22 protein-coding genes and 1 pseudogene are annotated in these 19,480 nt (G+C 61.8%); 7 read left to right on the plus strand and 16 right to left on the minus strand.

Annotated features, from left to right (window positions below; genetic code table 11):
- Positions 1-67 precede the first annotated feature (67 nt).
- Genes dsbG through dsbD form a run of 3 tightly spaced genes read right to left on the minus strand, consistent with a single transcriptional unit; the run spans position 68 to position 3,401 of the window.
- A complete protein-coding gene (gene dsbG, locus FFS64_RS23275) occupies positions 68-835 on the minus strand; it encodes a thiol:disulfide interchange protein DsbG (protein WP_137807307.1) in 768 nt (255 codons plus the stop codon).
- The gene (locus FFS64_RS23280) at positions 811-1,665 is read right to left on the minus strand and encodes a TlpA disulfide reductase family protein (protein WP_137807308.1); all 855 of its coding nucleotides are present in this window, start codon (positions 1,663-1,665) and stop codon (positions 811-813) included. The genes dsbG and FFS64_RS23280 overlap by 25 nt, the downstream gene beginning before the upstream one ends.
- Positions 1,665-3,401: a protein-disulfide reductase DsbD gene (gene dsbD, locus FFS64_RS23285; RefSeq protein WP_137807309.1), complete on the minus strand. Its 1,737-nt coding sequence runs from the start codon at positions 3,399-3,401 to the stop codon at positions 1,665-1,667. The genes FFS64_RS23280 and dsbD overlap by 1 nt, the downstream gene beginning before the upstream one ends.
- 165 nt (positions 3,402-3,566) lie before the next feature.
- Here dsbD and FFS64_RS23290 point away from each other — a divergent pair, with 165 nt between their 5' ends.
- The 5 genes from FFS64_RS23290 to FFS64_RS23310 all read left to right on the plus strand — a co-directional run bounded on the left by FFS64_RS23290 (position 3,567) and on the right by FFS64_RS23310 (position 7,967).
- Positions 3,567-4,247: a response regulator gene (locus FFS64_RS23290; protein WP_137807310.1), complete on the plus strand. Its 681-nt coding sequence runs from the start codon at positions 3,567-3,569 to the stop codon at positions 4,245-4,247.
- Positions 4,244-5,569, plus strand: a complete 1,326-nt coding sequence (locus FFS64_RS23295) for an ATP-binding protein (RefSeq protein WP_137807311.1) — start codon at positions 4,244-4,246, stop codon at positions 5,567-5,569. The genes FFS64_RS23290 and FFS64_RS23295 overlap by 4 nt, the downstream gene beginning before the upstream one ends.
- 121 nt (positions 5,570-5,690) lie before the next feature.
- Positions 5,691-6,212 carry a GNAT family N-acetyltransferase gene (locus FFS64_RS23300; RefSeq protein ID WP_137807312.1) on the plus strand — a complete coding sequence of 174 codons (522 nt, stop codon included), beginning with the start codon at positions 5,691-5,693 and terminating at the stop codon, positions 6,210-6,212.
- A 39-nt stretch (positions 6,213-6,251) separates the two neighbouring features.
- Positions 6,252-7,658 carry an aspartate aminotransferase family protein gene (locus FFS64_RS23305; RefSeq protein WP_137807313.1) on the plus strand — a complete coding sequence of 469 codons (1,407 nt, stop codon included), beginning with the start codon at positions 6,252-6,254 and terminating at the stop codon, positions 7,656-7,658.
- Positions 7,659-7,739: 81 nt separating this feature from the next.
- Positions 7,740-7,967, plus strand: a complete 228-nt coding sequence (locus FFS64_RS23310) for an MbtH family protein (protein WP_128608950.1) — start codon at positions 7,740-7,742, stop codon at positions 7,965-7,967.
- Positions 7,968-8,099: 132 nt separating this feature from the next.
- On the opposite strand, the gene FFS64_RS23315 is transcribed toward FFS64_RS23310, so the two are convergent.
- The 10 genes from FFS64_RS23315 to FFS64_RS23360 all read right to left on the minus strand — a co-directional run bounded on the left by FFS64_RS23315 (position 8,100) and on the right by FFS64_RS23360 (position 15,759).
- Positions 8,100-9,002 carry a metal ABC transporter solute-binding protein, Zn/Mn family gene (locus FFS64_RS23315; protein ID WP_137807314.1) on the minus strand — a complete coding sequence of 301 codons (903 nt, stop codon included), beginning with the start codon at positions 9,000-9,002 and terminating at the stop codon, positions 8,100-8,102.
- Positions 9,003-9,902 (minus strand): metal ABC transporter permease, encoded by a 900-nt coding sequence (locus FFS64_RS23320; protein WP_137807315.1) that lies wholly within the window; start codon positions 9,900-9,902, stop codon positions 9,003-9,005.
- Positions 9,899-10,732 (minus strand): metal ABC transporter ATP-binding protein, encoded by an 834-nt coding sequence (locus FFS64_RS23325; RefSeq protein WP_137807316.1) that lies wholly within the window; start codon positions 10,730-10,732, stop codon positions 9,899-9,901. Before FFS64_RS23325 ends, FFS64_RS23320 begins: the two co-directional genes overlap by 4 nt.
- Positions 10,729-11,655, minus strand: coding sequence for a metal ABC transporter substrate-binding protein (locus FFS64_RS23330; protein ID WP_137807317.1), 927 nt, complete (start codon positions 11,653-11,655; stop codon positions 10,729-10,731). The genes FFS64_RS23325 and FFS64_RS23330 overlap by 4 nt, the downstream gene beginning before the upstream one ends.
- Positions 11,656-11,690: 35 nt before the next feature.
- Positions 11,691-12,263 (minus strand): DUF6162 family protein, encoded by a 573-nt coding sequence (locus tag FFS64_RS23335; protein WP_137807318.1) that lies wholly within the window; start codon positions 12,261-12,263, stop codon positions 11,691-11,693.
- On the minus strand, positions 12,260-12,589 hold the full coding sequence (locus FFS64_RS23340; protein ID WP_137807319.1) for a hypothetical protein: 330 nt from the start codon (positions 12,587-12,589) through the stop codon (positions 12,260-12,262). Before FFS64_RS23340 ends, FFS64_RS23335 begins: the two co-directional genes overlap by 4 nt.
- Positions 12,586-13,128: a thiamine pyrophosphate-binding protein gene (locus tag FFS64_RS23345; protein WP_137807320.1), complete on the minus strand. Its 543-nt coding sequence runs from the start codon at positions 13,126-13,128 to the stop codon at positions 12,586-12,588. The genes FFS64_RS23340 and FFS64_RS23345 overlap by 4 nt, the downstream gene beginning before the upstream one ends.
- Positions 13,125-14,324, minus strand: a complete 1,200-nt coding sequence (locus FFS64_RS23350) for a PepSY domain-containing protein (protein WP_137807321.1) — start codon at positions 14,322-14,324, stop codon at positions 13,125-13,127. Before FFS64_RS23350 ends, FFS64_RS23345 begins: the two co-directional genes overlap by 4 nt.
- Before the next feature lie 260 nt (positions 14,325-14,584).
- Positions 14,585-15,070 (minus strand): alpha/beta fold hydrolase, encoded by a 486-nt coding sequence (locus FFS64_RS23355; RefSeq protein WP_137807322.1) that lies wholly within the window; start codon positions 15,068-15,070, stop codon positions 14,585-14,587.
- 230 nt (positions 15,071-15,300) lie between these two features.
- Positions 15,301-15,759 carry a VOC family protein gene (locus FFS64_RS23360; RefSeq protein WP_137807323.1) on the minus strand — a complete coding sequence of 153 codons (459 nt, stop codon included), beginning with the start codon at positions 15,757-15,759 and terminating at the stop codon, positions 15,301-15,303.
- 297 nt (positions 15,760-16,056) lie between these two features.
- On the opposite strand from FFS64_RS23360, the pseudogene FFS64_RS23365 reads away from it, so the two are divergent.
- Positions 16,057-16,155, plus strand: a pseudogene (locus FFS64_RS23365) (metal ABC transporter permease); the annotation flags it as partial.
- A 15-nt stretch (positions 16,156-16,170) separates the two neighbouring features.
- On the opposite strand, the gene soxR reads toward FFS64_RS23365, so the two are convergent.
- Positions 16,171-16,638: a redox-sensitive transcriptional activator SoxR gene (gene soxR / locus FFS64_RS23370; RefSeq protein ID WP_137807324.1), complete on the minus strand. Its 468-nt coding sequence runs from the start codon at positions 16,636-16,638 to the stop codon at positions 16,171-16,173.
- 95 nt (positions 16,639-16,733) lie between these two features.
- On the opposite strand from soxR, the gene FFS64_RS23375 reads away from it, so the two are divergent.
- The gene (locus tag FFS64_RS23375) at positions 16,734-17,099 is read left to right on the plus strand and encodes an antibiotic biosynthesis monooxygenase (RefSeq protein ID WP_095197421.1); all 366 of its coding nucleotides are present in this window, start codon (positions 16,734-16,736) and stop codon (positions 17,097-17,099) included.
- Here FFS64_RS23375 and FFS64_RS23380 read toward each other — a convergent pair.
- Both FFS64_RS23380 and FFS64_RS23385 read right to left on the minus strand, forming a co-directional pair.
- A complete protein-coding gene (locus FFS64_RS23380; RefSeq protein ID WP_137807325.1) occupies positions 17,096-18,199 on the minus strand; it encodes a sigma-54-dependent Fis family transcriptional regulator in 1,104 nt (367 codons plus the stop codon). The two genes, FFS64_RS23375 and FFS64_RS23380, sit on opposite strands and share 4 nt — an antisense overlap.
- Positions 18,200-18,223: 24 nt before the next feature.
- Positions 18,224-19,411: an acyl-CoA dehydrogenase family protein gene (locus tag FFS64_RS23385; RefSeq protein WP_095197423.1), complete on the minus strand. Its 1,188-nt coding sequence runs from the start codon at positions 19,409-19,411 to the stop codon at positions 18,224-18,226.
- Positions 19,412-19,480: the final 69 nt, after the last annotated feature.

A 19,480-nucleotide genomic window follows, 5' to 3' on the forward strand; every position in this document is an offset into this window, starting at 1 on the left:
ATCTGTGGGAGCGGGCTTGCCCGCGATTGCGTCAGTGCCGCCACTGCAAGTCTGACGGCCAAGTGACTTACTTCGGCCCGAGAATCTTCGCCAATTTGTCCGGCGAAGGCGCCCCTTGCTGCTGCTGCAGTTCGCCCTTGCTGTCCATGTAGAAAATCGCCGGGGTGGCTTGCAGCTCCAGGTCTTCCATCAATTGCATGTTGGCCGCGAGCTTCGCCTGAATCGCCGGCGGCACATCCTTCAAGGCCTTGAGCGAGCTGCCCTTGCCGGCGGCTTCGTGTTCTTGCAGGGCTTTTTGCGGGTCCTTGGCGGCGAGCAGCGCGGCGGATTTGCCCGGGCTGTCTTCGCGGATGATGCCCACCATGATGTGGCGCAGCTGCACCTTGCCGGCCTTGACCCAGGGCCGTGCCTGTTCCCAGAACATGTTGCAGTACGGGCAATTAGGGTCGCTGAACATGTAGACGATCCGCGGCGCATCCTTGTTGCCATCGGCGATCCAGTTGCTCGCTTCCATCTTGCCCCAGACTTCCTTGGCCATCGGTGCGTACACCAGTTTTTGCAAAGGCGCACTGCTCAGGTCATTACCTTGGGCGTCATACAGATTGCCCAGCAGCACATGCTTGCCATCCGGCGTCAGGTACAGTGCCATGCCGCGGTTCTGGTATTGCGCGGCATAACCGCGCAAGCCACCGGGTGCATCGAACTGGCCGACGATTTTCGCGCCTTTGGCTTCGATCTTCTTGATCGCATCGGGCAGCTCTTCAGCCTGCACCGACGGCAGGTGCAGCAAGGCGGCACCCAGGGTCAGGGTCAGCAGGTGGCGGAGGCGGGGCATGGCAGTTTCCTTGAAGAGGTGGCAGGTACGGAATCGAAGTTTTCCAGGGCGCGGGCCAGGCTGGCTTGCGACAGTTCGCCCAGATGGCTGCCCAGCAGGCGACCGTCGGGGCTATAGAACAGCGTAGTCGGGAGTGCCATGGATCCGACGGCCTGGCCCAGGCGACCGCCGCCGTCGAACAGCACGTTGGACAGGCTCAGGCCCTGGGTTTCCAGAAAAGTAGCGACGCTTTGCATGCTTTCGGCCTGATTGACGAACAGAAACGTCAGGTCCGGGCGCTGTTGCTGGGCGTTTTCCAGGACCGGCATTTCCCGGCGGCAGGGCGGGCACCAGGTGGCCCACAGATTGATCACCAGCGGACCGCCCTTGTAGTCCGCCAGTTGCACGGTTTCGCCGGCGGCAGTGCGCAGGGTGATGTCCGGCAGGCGCGTGCCTTGCTCATAAATGCCCAGGGAGAAGGTCGCCAGCAACCAGAACGCCAGGCCGCTGGCCACGCCGAAGCCCAACGGGCGGCGCAGGCCGGGGCGGCGCCAGCTCCGGTACAGCGTGGCGAGTACCAGTGCGATCACCCCCGGCCAAGCGAGGAAGCCTCCATCGCGCAGGTCGATGACTTGCCAGGGATCATTGCGATAGTGCGTCCAGTAAACGGCGACGAAACCGATCCGCGCCGCAAGCATGCCGATCAGGAACAGACTGAACAGCACCGACTCGGGATTCTCGCCACCGTGCTTGGCCACCCGCCAGCCGACGAATGTCGCCAGTGCCAATGCACTGATCAGCAGCAGATGGTTAAGCGCGATGGCAAAGGTGCCGAGGGTGAAGGTCAGCATTAACGGGCGTCTCGGGTGGTGGTCCAGCGTTGCAGGAAAGTCTCGGCATCAACCTCGCCGGTGATGCGCTGGCTGCGCCGTTCCAAGCCATCGGCACCGATCCACAGCAGGCTAGGTGGCCCCGGCACTTTATAACGGCCGAGCAGTTCGCGGCTGGCGGCATTGTCGGCGGTGACGTCCAGTCGGAGCAAGCGCACATCGCGCAGGGCTTCGAGCACTTTGGTTTTGCCGAACACCTGTTTTTCCATGACCTTGCACGACACGCACCAGTCGGCATAGTAATCGAGCAACACCCACTGGCCCCGGGCTTGCGCCGCGTCAAGTTCCCGTTGCAGGGCAGCGGGGTCCTTGATGGTGGTGAAGGCGTCGTGGCCCGTTGGCACCGCGGCGACGGCCGAGCTTGAAGCGCGGAACACCTGCAACGGCTTGAACAGATCATCACTGCCACCGGCGGCACCGATGATCAGCAGGCTGCCCCATAGACCGAGCAGCAAGGCGCTGGCCCCGAACAGGTGGGCAATTCGACCAAAACCGTCCGATTGCTTCCAGGCGCTGTAGGCAGCGATCAACAGCAAGGCACCGCACAAGCCGACCCACAGCGATTCATCCAGCACCGGGCGCAGCAATAACAAGGCGGTGGCAAGGAACAGGAAACCGAAGATGCCCTTGACCAGGTTCATCCAGGCGCCGGGTTTGGGCAGAAAGCGATTGCCGATGGTTACCAGGAGCAACAGCGGTACGCCGATGCCGATACCCAAGGCGAACAGGATCAGCCCGCCGTGCAGCGCATTGCCGCTTTGCGCAATATAGAGCAGGGCACCGGCCAATGGCGCGGTCATGCACGGGCCGACCAACAGACCGGACAAGGCGCCCAGCACACCGGCGCCGACCAGGCTGCCGCCACGCTGATTGCGCGAGACGTTTTCCAGGCGATCACGCACCGCCACCGGCAGTTGCAGTTCGAAGAAACCGAACATGGGCAACGCCAGCAGCACGAAAATCGCCGCGAAACTGCCCAGCAACCAAGGGTTTTGCAGCAGTGCCTGCAGGTTCGCGCCCAGCAGCGCCGCCAGCACGCCCATCGCCGCGTACACCAGCGCCATGCTCACGACGTAACTTCCGGCCAGGGCCAGACCGCGCTTGGGCGTTGCGCCACTGCCGACGATCAACCCGGCCAGAATCGGCAGCATCGGCAACGAGCAAGGGGTGAAGGCCAGCAGCAGGCCAAGGCCGAAGAACACCAGCAGGCTCCAGCCCAGCGCCCGCTGTTGCAGGTTGCTGGCCAGGGCTTGATCCGGTGCTTCGTTGGTCGCGGAAACATCAGCATTACCGCCCAGATCCACGACCTGCGTCTTCGGCGGATAACACAAACCGGCATCGGCGCAGCCCTGGAAGCCCACCTTGATCTGTCCGGTAGCGCCAGCGTGAATCTTCAGTTCCAGGCCCTGGCGATAGACCTGCTGCTCACCGAAAAACTCGTCGCTGTGGGATTCGCCCTCCGGCAATGCGGGATGCTGATCGACTGGCAATCCATCGAATTTCAAACGCTTCTGATACAGGTAGTAACCATCGGCAATCTGCCAGAACAACTGGGTTTCACCGGATTCAAGGCGTTCGGAAGTGAAAACAAACGCTTTTTCCACAGGCAGAAAGTCGGGTTTGCTCTCAAACGGATTGGTACCGGCCTGGGTCAGGCCGCAGAACAGCAGGGCGACGAGTAGAAGCAGATGACGCATGGAAAAGCCTTATCCTTTTGCAAGTGAGCTGCACAATGGGCGGTGGCGATTAACCGATGATTAACCACGGCGGCCTTGTGGCCGGCTTGTGGTGATGTCGCTTGCGGCATAATGTCCGCTTAATCGCTCAACGGCCTAATCCGCTTTATTTACACGAGGCTCCCTATGCACGTACTGGTTTGCGAAGACGATGAGTTGATCGCCAGCGGCATCGTCGCCGGCCTGACCGCCCAGGGCCTGACCGTGGAACACGTGGCCACGGCGTCCGCAGCCCGGGCGATGCTCAAGGTGGCGGAGTTCGACGTGATGGTGCTCGACCTCGGCCTGCCTGATGAAGACGGTCTGAAGTTGCTACAGCAGTTGCGCCACAACGGCCTGGAGCTGCCGGTGCTGATCCTCACGGCGCGGGACTCGGTCACCGACCGTGTCGACGGTTTGCAGGCCGGTGCCGACGACTACCTGCTCAAACCCTTCGATCTGCGCGAATTGGCCGCGCGCCTGCACACCCTGTTGCGACGGGTGGCGGGGCGCAGCGTCAACCTGATCGAGCACGGTGCGCTGACGTACGATCCGAGCAGTCGCGAAACAACACTCGCTGGCCGGTCGGTGGATCTGTCGCGTCGCGAGCAGTCGCTGTTGCAGGCACTGCTGCATAACCGTGGCCGCGTGCTGTCCACAGAGCAGCTCAAAGACAGCGTCTACGGTTTCAATGACGAACTGGAAAGCAACGCCCTCAACGTGCATATCCATCACCTGCGGCGCAAACTTGGCAATGGCATCGTCGAGACGGTGCGCGGCCTGGGGTACCGCCTGGGTCCGGCCGATGGCGGAGAACAATCGAAGTGATGAGTCTGCGTTTGCGCCTGAGCCTGACGCTCGGCGGCGCGTTTGCGCTGATCTGGGCGCTGGCGGCGGCCTGGATGCTCAGCGACCTGCGCAATCAAATGATGTTTTCCCTCGACCAGCGCCTGGTGGCCTCGGCGCGGATGGTCGCCGGGCTGATGGAGCAATTGCCGCCGGTGCCGAGCAAGGGCGAGGGCACCCATTTCAGTGCTGAACAACTGAACCTCCCTGGTGGCATGGCCTGTCAGGTCAGCTCGTTGCGCGGGGAAATCCTCGCCCGCAGTCACAGCGATCCGGGACAAACCCTGGAAGCCGAAAAACTGGGCTTCCACGATCAGATCATCGACGGCGCGCCGTGGCGCAGTTTCACGCTGGTGCGGGGCGATCTGCGGATCACCACGGCGGATCGGCAGATCGAGCGGGAGGCCTTGAACATGTCGATCCTGCTGGCCGCCTCGGTGCCGGTAGGCGTAGCGTTATTGGGTTGTTTGTGTCTGCTGTGGCTGGGGATTGGCCAAGGGCTGGCGCCGCTCAATCGCATGCGCGATGCTTTGATGCGCCGTAGCGCCGACTCCCTGGAGCCCTTGCAGGTCCAGCCGTTGCCCAGCGAGCTGCAACCCTTGCTCGACACGCAGAATCAGCTGTTCCAGCGAATCGGCAAGACCATCGAGCGCGAACGCCGGCTTACCGGTGATGCCGCCCACGAATTGCGCAGCCCGCTGACCGCCATCAAGACCCACCTGCAAGTGGCGCGCATGACCGATGGCGCAGCCAGGGATCAATCCCTGGCCCGGGCCGAGGAGGGCGCCGACCGTCTGCACCGCACGCTCGAACAATTGCTGTTGCTGGCGCGGGTCGAAGGCAGCCTGTCGTTCGATGACGGCGTGCAGTGCAGCGCCGAACAAGTGGCGAAACTGGCGATCCAGGACACAGCCGGCGGCGATCGCCAGCGCATCAGATTCGAGGTCCCGGCCAGGTTCTCCCACGCTCCGGTGCAGATGCCCGCGGTGCTGTCGATCGCCGCGCTGCGCAATCTGTTGGACAACGCCCTGCGTCACACACCCGGCGACGGGCCGGTGGAACTGAGCCTGCAAACCACCGGCAACCGCGTGCAGTTCGTGGTCCGCGACCACGGACCGGGCATTGCCGAAGACGATCTGCAACATTTGACCCAACGGTTCTGGCGCCACGGCCAGAGTACCGGTTGCGGCCTCGGCCTGGCGATTGTCCAGGCCATCGTCCAGCGCTGCGGCTGCACCTTGCGTTTCGACAGCCGGCCAGATGGGTTGCGGGTTGAGCTGAGCATGCCGTTGCAGCCGGTCTAAAAACACTACAACACTCCTTGTGGGTGTTGTGTTGCACATCAAAAGTAACGTCTCTCCATTGGCCGCCCGGAGGTCACAGGACTATCGTTCCTCGCACTCAACGGATTGAGGTAACAGCGCCATGGACGAACCGATTCAGACACGCAAGGCAACCCCGGCCGACGCCGGTATCATCAGCCGCATCATCGAGCGCTCCATTCGCGTCGGTTGCGCCCGCGACCACCGCAACCACCCGCAAACCGTCGCCACCTGGACCCACAACAACAGCATCGAACATATCCAGCCATGGCTCACCGACCCGCGGCTGTACCTTAATATCGCCCTGTTGCACGACAAACCGGTTGGCGTCGCCATGGCCTCGATCAGCGGCAAGGTGGCGTTCTGTTATGTGCAACCGGAATGGTTTCGCCGGGGCGTCGGGCAAGCGTTGGTGCAGGATCTCGAAGGCTGGCTGATCGGTCAGGGCCTGCATCAGGCACGGCTCAACAGCACCCGCACCAGCGAAGCGTTCTACCGGCATCTGGGCTATCAGCCCTGCGCCCGAGCCTTCATGGTCGCAGGGCTCCGGGCCATCCCCATGCACAAGGGCCTGACATCTGCTTCATCGAAAGCTGATCGAGGGTGTAAATCCTTGGGCCGCTGATGCGTTTCCAGAACAGGAAAACCTTTTTGAGGTCCAGAGATGTCAGTCGCCACCAGCCTTATCGAAGATCAGCCGATCCGGGTCGCCCCGACCGAGACGCTTTACCAGTTCAACGAATCACCATTGCTGGCCCGACAGAGCCAGCAGGAATCCAATGCCCGTAGTTACCCGCGACGTATTCCCCTGGCGCTCAAACGGGCCAAGGGTATTCATGTCGAAGATGTTGAAGGCCGAAGCTTCATCGATTGTTTGGCCGGTGCCGGGACTTTGGCCCTGGGGCACAACCATCCAGTGGTGATCGAAGCCATCCAGCAAGTGCTGACCGACGAATTGCCGTTGCACACGCTGGACCTGACCACGCCGGTCAAGGACCGATTCGTCCAGGATCTGTTCGGTCTATTGCCACCGGCACTGGCCGCGCAAGCGAAGATCCAGTTCTGCGGCCCCACCGGCACCGACGCGGTTGAAGCGGCCCTCAAGCTGGTGCGCACGGCCACCGGTCGCAGCACAGTGTTGTCGTTCCAGGGCGGATATCACGGCATGAGTCAGGGCGCGCTGAGCCTGATGGGCAGCCTGGGGCCGAAAAAGCCTTTGGGCGCACTGCTCAGTAATGGCGTGCAGTTCATGCCATACCCTTACGACTACCGCTGCCCGTTCGGTCTGGGCGGTGCGCAAGGGGTGAAGGCCAACCTGAATTACCTGGAAAACCTGCTCAACGATCCCGAGGCCGGTGTGCAGTTGCCGGCGGCGGTGATTGTTGAAGTGGTGCAGGGCGAGGGTGGGGTGATCCCGGCCGATCTGGACTGGCTGAGCGGTCTGCGGCGGATCACCGAAAAGGCCGGTGTGGCACTGATTGTCGACGAGATCCAGAGCGGATTCGCCCGCACCGGCAAGATGTTTGCCTTCGAACATGCCGGGATCGTTCCGGACGTGGTGGTGATGTCCAAAGCCATCGGCGGCAGCCTGCCGCTGGCGGTGGTGGTGTATCGCGACTGGCTCGACACCTGGCTGCCGGGCGCCCATGCCGGGACCTTCCGCGGCAACCAGATGGCCATGGCCGCCGGTTCCGCGGTCATGCGCTACCTGACCGAGTACAAGGTCTGCGAACACGCCGCCGCCATGGGCGAGCGCCTGAGCGAGCATTTGCGCATCCTGCAGCGGGACTATCCGCAACTGGGTGACATTCGCGGTCGTGGTCTGATGCTTGGCGTCGAACTGGTCGATCCGACCGGCGCACTGGATGCCTTGGGCCATCCGCCAGTGTTCGCGCGTCTGGCACCGCTGGTACAGCGTGAATGCCTCAAGCGCGGCTTGATACTTGAACTGGGCGGTCGGCATGGTGGCGTGGTGCGCTTCCTGCCGCCGCTGGTGATTACTGCTGCAGAAATCGACCAGGTGGCCGAGATTTTCGGCCGGGCATTGGCTGCTGCCACCGCCAGCGTCTAAATTTTTCGGGACCCCGTACGTTCCTTCTACATACCGGCTGCACGCGGCGTGCAGCCCGCCCTACAGTGATGGAGAGACAGCATGACGTCAGTATTCGACCGCGAGGACATCCTCTTTCAGGTCGTGGTCAACCACGAAGAGCAATACTCGATCTGGCCTGACTACAAAGCCGTGCCGGAAGGCTGGCGCACCGTGGGCAAAAGCGGGCTGAAAAAGGAATGCCTGGCTTACATTGAAGAAACCTGGACTGACATGCGTCCGCTGAGTTTGCGGCAGAAGATGGATGAGCAGGCGGCTGTGGCGCACTGATCGACCGCGTATATGAAAAGCCCGCTGAACCGGTGACGGTTAGCGGGCTTTTTCATGTGTGCTATCGATGTTGCCCGGTTTCCTGTGGGAGCGAGCCTGCTCGCGAAAAGCCACTACGCGGTCCAGCTGACGTCACGCCCCACTCAACCCCTTGATCACCAAATCCACATTCCCCTCCAGCTCTGCCACTGGATCCTCGGCATCGGTACTCAACACCACCAACCGGCTCCCGGCCTCGGTGATCGCGGTTTTCACTGCGTCTGAAGGCTGGCGATGATGCAACACCACCGTCACGTCATTGTCCTTGAGCGTCGCACCCAACGCCTTGAGCGCCTCCGGTGTCCACTCGGCATCCGGTCGTGCATCGAGGCCAACCAGTTCCAGATTGAGACCACCGATCAGATAACCGAAGTGATCGCTCAGGCTCATCACGCTGAGGTTGTCCGCTGCGGCCAGGCGCGCTTCGCTGTCGGCGCTGAGTTTGAGCAAGCGCTGTTTGAGTGCGGCCAGATTCGCTTCGATCGCAGGCTTGGCCGCGGGCGCCAGGCGTACCAGGTCTGCCGCCATCACATCGGCCATGCGCCCCATGTTGTTGCTGGCCAGCCACGGCTGGCTGTTCAAGCCATCGACCTTGTTGTCTGGCTGCACGGCGATGCCGGGCAGTGCGCCGTCCACCGGGCGGGCGGCGTCGACTTCGACGATGCGGATGTTGCTGCGGCGGGAGATCGGGTACAGCGGGTCATCGGCCCACAGTGAGCGCAGACCGATCACCGCATCGGCATCGGTTGCCAGTTTGGCCAGCGCTGGCGCGCCACGGCCAGTGAAGTACGCGGTCTGACGGCTACCGGGCAAGTTCGCTGGCGCCGCGCGTTCAAGGCTGACGTCGGTGCCCTTGAGCAGCACCTCGCCCAACCCGTAAGTGATCGGCAAGGATGCCAGCACGCGTAACGGTTTGGCGCCGTCCGCCGCACAGGCAGCATTAGCCAGGCCACACAGGGCGACGGCCAGGGTCAGTTGTCGCAGAGAAAATGACATTTATCCAAGGTTCCCTTTCAGGCTGGGGACAACGCCGCGCGCGATGGCGGCCAGGGCGAAGGCGATACCGGCGACCAGAATGATCGCGGCACCGGACGGAATCGGCAGGTCGAAGACGATGGGCGCGAGGATTCCGCACAACGTACTCATCGTGGCGATCAATACCGAGCACCAGAAAAAGCCCTTCAGCGACTGGCTGAGCAAACGAGCTGCCGCCGCCGGAATCACCAGCAGGGCACCCACCAGAATCGCGCCGATGACTTTCACCGCGGCGACGGTGATCAGGGTCACCAGGACCACGAACAGATAATCCAGCGTTTTCACCGCCACCCCGCGCACTGCCGCCAGTTGCGGGTTGAAACTGGCGAGCATGATGCGGTTGTACAACGGCAGGGCCAGCGCCATGACCAACGAGCCGACGATGGCCAGCACCAGCAGGTCATTGCCGTTGACCGTCAGCACCGAACCGAACAGCACGTTTTCCAGAATGTGCACGTTGATCTTGCCCGCCAGAATCAGCAGCAGGCTCGCCCCCAGTGCCAGCGACACCGAGAGGAACACGCCAATCAACGTATCCGGCGCCAGACCGGTGCGGTTACGCAGGTAATTGAGCAGGATACCGAACAGCAAGCAGTAGCCGAACAGGCTGCCGTAGGGGCCGGTGTAGGGTTCGCCGAGCAGGATGCCGATGGCCACGCCGGTCAGCGCCGCGTGGCCCACGGCTTCGGAGAAAAATGCGAAGCGCTTGACCACCACCAGCGTGCCCAACCCGCCCAGCACCGGGCCGATCAACAGTCCGGCGAGCAGGGCATTGACCACAAATCCATAGGCCAGCGCCTCGGGCAGGTAACCCGACGAGGCCCAGCCCTGCACCATCAAACGAAAGGCTTCGTAACTCATGAGGCAAGGCTCCGTGGATGGGTCGAAAACAGCGTCAGCAGGCGCTCGGGTGTCAGTGCCTGTTGCGGCGTGGCGTCGAACAGCACCCGACGGTTGAGCCCGGTGACGTGGTCCGCCAGACGCCCGACCGCTTCCAGATCGTGCTCGATCCACAACACGGTGATGCCCGCCGTTCGCCAGTCGGCGAGCAAGCGTTCGAACACCTGGATGCCGGCCTCATCGAGGGCCGACATCGGTTCATCCAGCACCAGCAACTGCGGTGCCGGAATCAGTCCTTGCGCCAGCAACACCCGCTGGCGCTCGCCACCGGACAACGCGCCCATGCGCCGCTTGCGCTTGTCCTGCATGCCGACCCGTTCCAGGGCCTCGCCAATCGCCGCCGCGTAGTGCTTGCTCAATCCAAGGAATGCCGGGCGCCGCTGACACATGGCAGCCATGAAATCGTCAACGGTCATCGGCAGGCCACGGTCGAACTCCAGTGCCTGAGGCACGTAGCCGATGGTGCCTGCCTCACCTGGCCATTGCAGGCTCAAGCGGCCCTGATGCGGCATCTGCCCGAGCAGGGTCTTGATCAGCGAGCTCTTGCCACCGCCGTTGGGGCCGACCAGCGCATGCACGTTGCCGGGGCGGACCTGAAAGGTCACTTTATCGAGGATCGTCGTGCGACCGAGGGTCAGGCAGACGTCCGCGAAATCCAGGGTCGGCCCCGAACCTTGTGGGAGCGAGCCGGCTCGCGAATGCGGTGTGTCATTCAACGATGATGGCGACTGGCTGGACGCCTTCGCGAGCAGGCTCGCTCCCACAGGGAACTCGACTTCTTTTGAGGTCATGCACCTGACTCCTGAATCGCCCGCACCACGGTGTTGAGGTTGCCGGTCATTTCCTTTTCATACTTGTCGGCGGTGTACTCGCCGTAGGAAATGTGCGACAGCGGGTACAGCTTCACCCCGGACTCACGCTGGATGGTGTCGACGTAGGTGGATGGGAAATCCATCTCCGAGAAGATCACCTTCACGTCCAGCTCCCGCAGTTGGTCGATGGTCTTCTTCAGTTGGCTCGGGCTCGGCTCGATACCGTGGGCCGGTTCGACCACAGCGGTGACTTCCAGGCCGAATTCCCGCAGCAAGTAGTCGTAGGCCGCGTGCACCGTGGCCACGCGCAGTTCGGCGTTCGGCGCCTGGGTCAGTTTGGCCAGGGCGTCGGCGCGCATCTTGCGCAGGCGTTTGCCATAGGCGCGGGCGTTTTCGGTGTAGGTCTTGGCGTTGGCCGGATCGATCTTGCCCAGTTCCCGGGCGATGTTGTTGACCTGGGCAATCGAGGCGCTGATCGACAGGAAGGTGTGCGGATTGACCACCTTGCCGGCGCCGCGCGCGGCAACGCCGGTGGCCGCCAGCAACGGCACGTTTTCGTTGGCTTCGATGACCTTGACGTTGGGGGTTTCGCTGGCGGCGATCATGCGGTCGGCGAAGTCGTCATGGCCGACGCCGTTGAGTACGATCACATCCAGCCCGCTGATGCGCTTGATGTCCTCGGCCCGTGGTTCGTAGGCGTGGGGATTGAAACCGGCCGGAATCAGCGGCACCACTTCGGCCTTGTCGCCGACGATGTTGGCCACGTAGCTGTAATACGGGTGCAGGGTGATGCCGATGCGCAAGCGCTTGGCTTCGTCGGCGCTGGCCAGGGGTGTCAGCAGGCAGGCCAGCAGGCCAACCAGTGCCAGACGCAGAACAGAGCGTAGAGATGAAATGGGCATGGGAAAGCAGTCTTCTCTCGGGTGAAGGCGAGGGTTCAGTGCCGGTGCTGGCGGGTTACGCCGGCATCGAATTGCGCGACGATCTGCTGCCAGCCGGCGCTTTCGAGGGCGGCATCGGTGAGGTCGGCAGGGGCTTTGATGCCAGTGGCGCGGTTGAGCCAGATGTCCGGCGCATCGTCGTCGGCGGTCAGGCGCATCAGAAACGAACCGGCGACGGTCGGCGCCTGGCTCTGGCCGATGTAGGCCTTGTCCGCTAGCAACTGCCAGGCGTGACCGCCGCGACTTACTGAACTGGCATCCTGGGCGAACGGCGCAAAGCCTTCATCGGCCAGGGTTTCAGGTGTCGGCAGGGTTTGTTGTTCCTGGCGCAGCAAATGAATCTCGTCCAGGGTCACGCGCAAATCGGCGTAGATGCCTTGTTCTGAAGCGCTCAGGTCGCGGCGGGCATCCAGTTGATGGCTGCTCACCTGTGTCACGTCCTGGGACTCGTGGCGCCAGGCAACCACCGAACCGGCAATCGCCAGGATCATCAGGCATAACAGCAGCACGTTGAGGGTTTCATGGCCGGCACCGGCCGGGCGGACGATTTGCGTGGTTGGGTTGCTCATGGCGCGTCGATGTCCGCTTGGTCTATCTCGACCACGTGGCCAGGGCCGGCGTCGAACAGCACATAGAACTCGGCGCCGGGCTTCTTGAAAGTCAGGGTCGAGTCGGCTCCGAGCTTGCCCGGCACAAGTATGGTTTCGTCGTAGCCGATCACGTCCAGGGTCACGCCCGGCGCACCACTACCGTCGGAGAAACCGCCAGTGCACTTGATCTGCTCGGCGTCGATGGCCTTGCATTCGCACATCGGGTTGTGGGCCAGGGCGCCGGCGCTGAAGCCGGCGCAGAGCACCAGTAAAGCAACGCGCAGAGGGCGAATAAGGTTGATCATGGTTTGCCTCCTTGTGAATTCAGCCAGGCGAGGGTGGCGGGGGACGCCTGGCCCAGAGGAATGGATGCCTGATGCATGGAGCCGTCCCAGCCTTCCATGGTTATCCACAGTTCGGCGTCGGCCTTGGTCTTTTCCGGGACCGGCAACATGGCGCCCATGCGGTACGGCGTGCCGAAGAAAATCACCCCGGCGGCGCGCAGGCTGCGGGGTTTGCCGATGCGCAGGTAAGTGGCTTTGACTTGCTCGCGGCAGCTGTCGCACAACGCTGCGTTGAAGCTCTTCATGTAGCCGGCGGGGCCATCGAGCAGGGGGGCTTCGTTGCGCAATTCCGCCAGGCGCACGCTCCACGGGCCGACCTGGATTTCACCGATTTCCCTTTCGCCCAGGCCGGTGTCACCGCGGAAAAGTGCGGCGTCGGCGAAGTATTTGGGCATGAAGCCAAGCGGTATCAGCAACAGCAAAATGTTGATGTGGAAACGCCATTTGTGCCAGAAACGGCTCAGTTTCGAAGTCGGTTGTTCCGCAGCGAACAGGCTCATTGGCTGACCTCCGTGGCTTGACCGCTGGTGGCCGAAACACGCTCGCTGCGCGGGCGTTTGTTACTGCGCTTGAGGGCGTTGGCCGTGGCCAGGGCGGTGCGCTTGGTCCAGATCAACAGGCCGCTGAGCACCATCATGCTCAGCAGCAGGCCGAAGAAGAACCAGATCAACTTGATCCAGATCCCGCCGAAATCACCGGTGTGCAGCGGTCGCATGGACTCGGTGACGAACTCCAGGCCCGAACGGTCCGACAGCAGGCGCGTGGCGGCAATCTCACCCGTGTAAGGGTTGATGTCGGCGGTCTGGTACATCAGCGGATACCAACTGCGACCACCCACCGACAGGTAGCTGAAGGCGTTGGCGGGCAGGCTGACAAAACTTTCGTCAAGACCGGGGATGCGTTCCTTGGCCTGCTGGATTGCCGTTTCCAGGCTGATCATCGGTGCCGGCGAGCCATCGGCGGTGAGCGGCACGCTTTCGCGCGGGACCACGGCGGCGACCGGTGCGGTGGAGATGGAAATCTGGTTATCGAACATGAACGCCTGGATCAGGAACCAGGTGCTGGTGATGGAAATCACCGCGATGAACCAGGTCGACCAGATGCCGCTGAGCCGATGGAAATCGCCCCAGAAAATTCGTGCTCCGTGGCGAATGCGCAGGGTCGGACGCAAGAAGCCTTTCCAGAAACGCTTGTACACCACCAGCCCGGTCACCAGCGAAGCCAGCATCGGCAGGCTGAGAAATGACACCAGGTACCAGCCCCAGCTGTAGCCGTTGGTGAACGGCACCAGCCACCAGCCATGCAGGGCGCGGGTGAATGCCTGGAAATTGAATTGCGGGGCGGGGCCCTGAATGGCACCGGTGTACGGATTAACATACACCGTCAGCGAGCGACCGTCGGGGTAGCTGACGTTCACGTCCAGGGCAAAGTGTGATTCGTCTGGGCGATTGATGCCCTCGACCAGTGTGTCGGGTTCGGCCTTCTTGATCGCGGCGACGATCTGGTCGTAATTCAGGCGCGGCGCATCGTCCGAGGGTTGGCTGGCACGCATCTGCGGGTTGGCCAGCCAGACGATTTCCTGGCTGACCACCGCCAGGGTGCCGGTCACACAGACGATCAGGACGAAAAACCAGATGGGCAGCGCCAGCCAGCTATGGACCAGAAACCAGATTTTGGAACGGGATTTCTTCGACATGATTGGGCGTCTTGTTTCGATGAAAAGGCCTCTGCTACGGGCTTCGCAGCGACGAGGTCGATAAAAGTCCAGTCGTGGCTTTTACCTACGCGACAGGACTGCATCTATATAGGACGGATGAGCATCCAAAATCCCGAAGGCCGATATGAAAGAAAATGTTTCGTATTTCGCGAAAGAGGATTTTTTCGCGGGCAAGACAATGCGCGCGGGCCGATGACGACCTGCGCGCAAGGAGGGTGCAATTCAGCGAGAGGCCGAGGTCAGCGCAGAAAACCCAGCACTTCGGCGAGCAGCAATTCGGGGACTTCTTCGGCGATGTAATGACCGGCAGGCAATGCCTTGCCACGGACATCGGTAGCGACCTGCTGCCATTCCCTGAGCGGCTCGAAGCAACGCCCGACCGTACCTTCGGCGCCCCACAGCACCAGCAAGGGCAAATTCAGCTGATGACCGGCTTCAATGTCGGCTTGGTCATGTTCCAGCTCGACCCCGTCCCTGGCCATTTCACGTTTGGAGTAACTGGCGTGCTGGTCGTCGGCTGGCGGCTTGCTGCTGTCGCCGTAACCGCGCAGGTCGGCGGCGATCACCGTGAAGTGTTCGGCCAATTGTTCGGCAACCTTGTGCCAGATGACATGGGTCTGCGGATGACCGTGCAGCAACAGCAGCCCCGGGCCGCTACCGCCGATGCGGTAAGTAATGTCCACACCATTGACGTGGCGCTGGTCATTCAGGAATCCAGCGAACATGGGGGGCTCCTTGTTGTGGGTGTGTGCATCCTGAAAGGGGCAGGGCGTGAGGACAAGCCGCAAAGTGTGGTGTGATTGTTCATGAAGTGTGTTTAGTGGTGTCCGATACACCGCCATCACGGGCAAGCCCGCTCCTACAGAGATCTGCTGCGAATACAGAATTTCGAGCAACCTCGACAACTGTGGGAGCGGGCTTGCCCGCGATGACGTCCGATCAGTCGACGATGAACTCAACCCTGCTGAAACATCTCCTTCGCCCGCTGCTCGATCTGTTCCTGAGTCAGATCCTCCTTGCGCGTAGCCAAAAACCACAGATGGCCATAGGGATCCTTCAACGTCCCGGAACGATCGCCATAGAACTGATCCTTGACCTCCGACACCACGATGCCGCCGGCGGCAATCGCCTGTTTGTATGACTTGTCGACATCGGTCACATACAAATGCAGACCCACGGATGGCGAATTGTCCGGATTGCTCAACGGCCCCTGATCGCACGGTGTGCCGAGCATGATCGGGCAATCGCCGATGCGCAGTTCGGCGTGGCCGATGCCGCCATCGGGCATGGCCAGGCGCATGACCTCGATGGCATTGAAGGCTTTTTTATAGAAGTCGATGGCCTCGGCCGCTTTCGCGATGCCCAGGTACGGGGTGATGCTGTGATAACCCTCTGGAATAGGTTTGACGCTCATGATGGTTCTCCCTGATGTTGTTGTGAATCCGCTGCCTTTGAGCAGGACAATCAAGTGTAGGAGCTGCCGAAGACTGCGATCTCTTGATTTTGACTTTCGGCATGTTTCAAGTTCACAAAAAAGATCACCGCTGGCGATGGGCGTATTCCGGGCGTAAGCGCCGCTGTTCAGCCATCAACAGTGAAGCAACAGATTGCCCGGCTTCATCACCCTGAAACCCCCGAAACGCCCCTGAACTACCCGAAAACATTAGCCCTCAGGGTCAGGCACAGAAGCTGTAATGACTCAGGTATCTGGGTGGAAACCGCGCTGCGGAAAGTCGATCGCGGCGTGGTGGAAGTGACCCAGGCCATGGGCGCCAACACCTGGCAGATCATCCGCCACACCTTGCTGCCCGCGATGGCCGCACCTCTATTTTGGATCAACCCTCGACTCCAACAACTGCGCCCCCGGTCCCTGCTCCCCCAACACATCGCCAAAATTACGCAACGGACACGCCTCCATCGATAAACACCCACAACCGATGCAGCCATTGAGTCGGTCGCGCAACAGCGTCAGCTGACTGATCCGCTCATCCAGATCCCGACTCCACTGCGCCGACAAGACCTTCCAGTCCGCCGCCGTCGGTGCTCGATTATCCGGCAGGGTTTTCAGTGCCTCGCCGATTTCCGCCAATGGAATGCCCAGGCGCTGAGCTACCTTGATCAGCGCCACCCGTCGCAGCACCTCCCTTGGATATCGCCGCTGGTTGCCCTGATTGCGATTGCTTTTGATCAAACCCTTGGACTCATAGAAGTGCAGCGCCGTGACCGCTACGCCACTGCGCGCCGCCAACTGGCCGACGGTGAGTTCTTTATGCAGGTTTTCCGAGGTGATCATTTGAAAAATGCCCCTTGACCTCTAGTTAACTTGAGGTTTTAACCTGCACGCCTTCGGATCGCAAGATCCGTCTTACAGGTACTGGGGGACTATTCATGCAAGCGCCAGAGAAAAATCGCAGCTTCACCCAGCTGATCGAATTCGAGATCGAACCCCATCAGCAACCGGCACTGGTGTCGGCGTTATCCCGGCAGACCGAGCGTCTGGCTCAGCATTACAGCGGCTTTCTGAGTGCCAGCATTCAGGCGAGCGATGATGGCCGGCGGGTGCTCAATTACCTGCAATGGCAAACCCGCGAGGCCGGGGAAGCCGCGTTCCGGAGTTTTGAAAGCGGCGAAGAGGATTTCTGGCAGTTGATCCGCGCACACCAGGCGAAAACCGTGACCTTCGGCTCGTTCCAGGTGTTGCACAGCCTGGAGCGCAGCCACGACCACGCACTGCATTGCAATCTGGTGGGTTAAATAGAGAGCTGCATCAACCGTTCACCCTGCACATTTTCCGTGGGCCGACGCTTGTTCACCGCCAGCTCGCCGATCTTGATCAGGCGCGTGCGGGTCACGTTGCGGCTCAGCCCCAACAGGGCAGCGGTGTGCACCTGGTTGTAATGACTGAATCGGTAGGCGGCGCGCAGCAAGGCGTCTTCGACTTTCTCATGCAGCGCACCCGCCTGCTCTTCGAAGAGCTTCTGAAAAGCTCTATTCAGCAGTGCTTCGGCGGAGTCGTCGACCTGTGCATGGTGGTCGTCCTGACGCTCGATGCGCATGTTCGACAGACGCAGGTCGTCGCGTTCGATCACTCCGTTGCGGCAAATCAGCAGGGTGTGGTGAATGACGTTTTCCAGTTCGCGAATGTTGCCCGGCCAACTGTAGCTGCGCAGTTTCAGTTCGGCCTCTTTGCTGATGGTGATGCTGCCGTAACCCAGGCGCTGGCTGTAGGCGTCGATGAAGTGGCGGGTCAGCGGCAGGATGTCGCCGGGACGGTCGCGCAGCGGGCTCAACTCCAGGCTGACCACGTCGAGCCGGTAGTACAGGTCTTCGCGAAAGTGCCCGGCGTTGATGGCTTTTTCCAGTTGCACGTTGGTCGCCGCCAGCACCCGCACATTGATGGGTATGCTCTTGCGCGAGCCAAGGCGCACCACTTCGCGTTCCTGTAGCACCCGCAGCAACTTGACCTGAATCGCCATCGGCAAATCGCCGATTTCATCGAGAAACAGCGTGCCGCCGTCGGCCTCTTCGAACCAGCCGGCCTTGGCGCTCAACGCGCCGGTAAATGCACCTTTCTCATGACCGAACAGCTCGGCCTCGACCAGGGATTCGGAAAACGCACCGCAGTTCACCGCCACGAACGGTCGGTTGCGCCGTGCGCTGAGGTTATGAATGTGTCGCGCCACCAGCTCTTTGCCAGTGCCGGTTTCGCCAATGATCAGCACACTGGCTTCACTCGGTGCGACTTGTTGCAGATGCGCGAGCAAGGCCTGGGATTTCGGGTCTTCGAACACCTGGGCCGTGGCGCGGATCGACGTGACCAGAGCGGGCGAGGGCGGTAAGGTCAGCAGTTGCATGGGGCACGCTCCTTGTAGGGCAAGCTATGAATAAAAAGTCGGAATCGGCAGGGCCTGGTTCAACGCCCAATCACCCAGTTCATGAATCTTGTAATCCACCGGGTCATGCAGGGTTTGCGTGCGCAGGTTGCGCCAGTGCCGGTCCAGGCGCAGCGAGGCGTGAGTCGAGCGCGCGCCGGTCACTTCGAACAAGCGACTACACAACTCCAGGCCATTGCGGGTCGCGGCAACCTTGGCGGTGGCGATGGCGGTGGCCAGATGCCCGCGTTCCTCGGCACTGAGATCCGGACCTTTGGCCCACGCCTTGTCGAGCAGGTCGGCGGCGCGTTCCACCAGTAACCGCACGCCTTCGAGGGCGACCCAGAATTCGCCGTAGTGGCCGAGCACATAAGGGTCCTGGCGCACATCCCGAGCCGTGGATTTGTGCCACGGCCGGGTTTCGGTCAGCGTGTATTGCCGCGCTTCTTCGAAGGCACCTTCGGCAATACCGAGGAACATGTGGGTAAACGTGAGCTGGGCGATCAGCGGGCGCAGGCAGGCGAACGGCGTACTCAGCGGACCCGGGTCGAGCAGCAGTTCCGATTCTTCGACGCGCACCCGTTCGAACGTGGCGCTGCCGCTGTCGGTCTGGCGCTGGCCCATGTTGTTCCAGTCGTTGTGCAAGGTGATGCCGCTGCGACCGCTGGGGATGGCGGCGATCAACAGCTTGCCGCCCGCGCTTTCGTCCACCGCCGAGGCGATCAGCATTTCCGAATCGCTGGCCCCGGAGCAGAAACTTTTCTTGCCGGAAAACTCACGCCAGCCTCCGAGGTTTTTCACCACGGTGCGGGTGTCCAAAGGATTGAGCGCATTACCCCAGAACCAGTTCTTGCGCGCGGTCTGTTCGAACCACGGCTGCCATTGTTCGGGCCGGGCGAACAGGCGCACGGTGGCGAGCATCAGGTGATGGAAGCCGAACACGTGGGCAAGCGAACTGTCGACCTTGGCGAACTCGCGCACCACGGTCAGGGTTTCACTCCAGTTGGCGCCGAGGCCGCCGAATCGGGTAGGAATACTCAATGCAAGCAGGCCGCTGTGGCGCAGGGCGTCACGCTCGGCCTTGGGCGTACCGCCCCGCTCATCGCGCTCGACGGCGGTCAAGGCAAACCCGGCGGCCAATTGGCGGGCGGTTTGCAGCGGGGATATCAGGGCGCTGTGCGGCTTGGCAGTCACGCGGGTTTCCTTCTAAAAATCGAAGCAGTACCTCTGTGGGAGCAGGCTGGCGCCCACAGGGATTGCAGG

It is taken from the genome of Pseudomonas sp. G(2018) (genome assembly GCF_005502415.1).
GTDB lineage: Bacteria > Pseudomonadota > Gammaproteobacteria > Pseudomonadales > Pseudomonadaceae > Aquipseudomonas.